Source organism: Dolichospermum sp. LEGE 00246, from assembly GCF_015207865.1.
GTDB lineage: Bacteria > Cyanobacteriota > Cyanobacteriia > Cyanobacteriales > Nostocaceae > Dolichospermum > Dolichospermum heterosporum.
The window spans coordinates 1-2010 of sequence record NZ_JADEWA010000666.1 but is presented as its reverse complement, the minus strand read 5'-3'; the positions used below and the strand labels follow the sequence as shown (position 1 = coordinate 2010).

4 protein-coding genes and 1 pseudogene are annotated in these 2010 nt (G+C 34.6%); all 5 read right to left on the bottom strand.

Annotated elements, in window-relative coordinates; translation table 11 throughout:
• Positions 1-185: 185 nt before the first annotated feature.
• The 5 genes and pseudogenes from IQ228_RS25320 to IQ228_RS25300 all read right to left on the bottom strand — a co-directional run bounded on the left by IQ228_RS25320 (position 186) and on the right by IQ228_RS25300 (position 1859).
• Positions 186-374 (bottom strand): hypothetical protein, encoded by a 189-nt coding sequence (locus IQ228_RS25320; protein WP_236630556.1) that lies wholly within the window; start codon positions 372-374, stop codon positions 186-188.
• A gap of 88 nt (positions 375-462) precedes the next feature.
• A pseudogene (locus IQ228_RS25315) lies at positions 463-825 on the bottom strand (aspartyl protease).
• Positions 822-1139, bottom strand: coding sequence for a hypothetical protein (locus IQ228_RS25310; RefSeq protein ID WP_193964896.1), 318 nt, complete (start codon positions 1137-1139; stop codon positions 822-824). Before IQ228_RS25310 ends, IQ228_RS25315 begins: the two are co-directional and overlap by 4 nt.
• Before the next feature lie 43 nt (positions 1140-1182).
• Positions 1183-1545 (bottom strand): aspartyl protease, encoded by a 363-nt coding sequence (locus IQ228_RS25305; protein WP_096670402.1) that lies wholly within the window; start codon positions 1543-1545, stop codon positions 1183-1185.
• Positions 1542-1859 (bottom strand): hypothetical protein, encoded by a 318-nt coding sequence (locus IQ228_RS25300; RefSeq protein ID WP_190383580.1) that lies wholly within the window; start codon positions 1857-1859, stop codon positions 1542-1544. The genes IQ228_RS25305 and IQ228_RS25300 overlap by 4 nt, the downstream gene beginning before the upstream one ends.
• Between the last annotated feature and the right edge of the window lie 151 nt (positions 1860-2010).

Sequence of the window (2010 nt, the reverse complement as noted above, 5' to 3'; positions counted from 1 at the left end):
TTACCATATAACAGACGAACTGACTACTCACTCCCCTGATTTAAACATAGATAATAATTCTATTTTTTTGTATAATGATGACACTTAATTTGTGTCAATTAAGGGTTTACTTCGGCAGAGAAAAGGAAACGATTGGAAAACAAATAAATTTTACTATTTGTGCGACTTATCCAATTAATTGAACTTTATTCTTTACGCAACTTATCCCGGAATTGTTTAATCACAACTTCCCCTCTATCTAATTTTTCAATAGCAACATCAACCTTTTCCCGTGTTTCTGCAACCCAATTCTGATAACCTTTTTCCCACTGAAAAAGCAACTTCAAAGCTTTACTAATCACCTCTTCAGGATTTGCGTATCTACCTGTGGCAATTTACGCTTCTATAATTTCCTCTAATTCTGGTTGAATTTGAATATTCATTATTTTGCTGTTTACGAATATTGTAATTTTATCAAAAAAATCATCCCAAAGTCAAAACACCAGCTTGAAAATTCACCACCAAAGGCAAAAACTCCAACCACTCTGAACCCAATAAAATCTCCGTTAATTCATCTCCAGCATAAACAGGAATTTCATACTCTTGGTTATCCAATATCACCTTACCCAAATATCTTTCAAACGTGATTTCACCCTAAGCAGTTCGCAGAATTTCTTTATCTACATAATCCCAATTAAGTCCATCTAAATCTTGTGTATTAATAGCCATAAAGCCTGTGAAACTACTATCAAATAAAGCATCCACAGGCAAACTTAAACCATCATTAACAACCAACTCAATTTCAAAAAATAGCTGCTTTTTTTCACCAAATTTACCCTCTATCATATTCTCCCAGTTGCTCCAGATTCATTCAAACAAAAAACGCAATGATCAGCATTTGGGTATTTATCACGGGCTTTTTGATGTGCAATTTCTTTATCTTGATCAATTAAGTAATCACCACTATTTAACTCAATAGCAATATACCAATTATAATGTTCTTTGATCAATTCAGGACGTACACGCTCAAAAATTGTTCGATAACGTTGATACTCTGCCTCATTTTCAGCTTTACGTCTAGCCAACTCTTCCGGCGATAAGGTTAGTTCAGGGAAAACTCTTCCTCTTCTTGCTGGTTGTTTTGGTGTTAGTTGAGTCATGTTTTTAAACCCCATTTCTAATATTATAATAATATCAAAAAAATCATCCCAAAGTCAAAACACCAGCTTGAAAATTCACCACCAAAGGCAAAAACTCCAACCACGCTGAACCCAATAAAATTTCCGTTAATTCATCTCCAGCATAAACAGGAATTTCATCCTCTTGATTATCCAAAATCACTTTACCTGAATAGATATCAAATCTTGACTCTCCCTGTGCAGTGCGTAAACGTTGCTTGCGTATAAATGACCAATTCAATCCTTCTAAATCTTGTTTATTAATAGCCATAAAGCCTGTGAATCCAGTATCAAATAAAGCATCTACAGGCAGATTTAAGCCTTCAGCAGTAATTAATTCAATTTCAAAGAAAAGCTGCCCCTCATCACCAAAATAACCCTGTATCATATTCTTCCTGTTACCCCTGTTTCATTGATGCGAAATAGAAAATGTATCACATTAGGATGTTTCTCCCGTGATTTTTTACTAGCGACTTCCATATCCTGATCAATGAAATAATCACCGCTATCTGGTTCTACAGCAATATACGAGTTATAATGTTCTTTCATCAACTCAGGCAGTAATCTTTGAAAAATTGCCCAACAACGTTGATAAAATTGTTCATCTTCTGCTTTACGTTTAGCTAATTCTTCCGGTGATAAAGTTAGTTCAGGAAAAATCCTTCCTCTTCTTCTTGCTGTTTTTGGGGTTAGTTGTGTCATGGGTTTAAACTCCAATTTTATGACTAAGTAGGTGGGCGTTAAAAATTGTCGTTGGGGCAAGGGAACTCTTAACTGGGAACAGGAAGAGAGTTTTGAGTGATTTTACTTTTCTTCACATACCTTTAAATTTTTCTGTTCAACTACTTATATT

Excerpts from the sequence above, each read along its gene's own strand:
- IQ228_RS25305 (WP_096670402.1), bottom strand. The coding sequence starts at position 1,545 with ATGATACAGGGTTATTTTGGTGATGAGGGGCAGCTTTTCTTTGAAATT.
- IQ228_RS25310 (WP_193964896.1), bottom strand. The coding sequence starts at position 1,139 with ATGACTCAACTAACACCAAAACAACCAGCAAGAAGAGGAAGAGTTTTC.
- IQ228_RS25300 (WP_190383580.1), bottom strand. The coding sequence starts at position 1,859 with ATGACACAACTAACCCCAAAAACAGCAAGAAGAAGAGGAAGGATTTTT.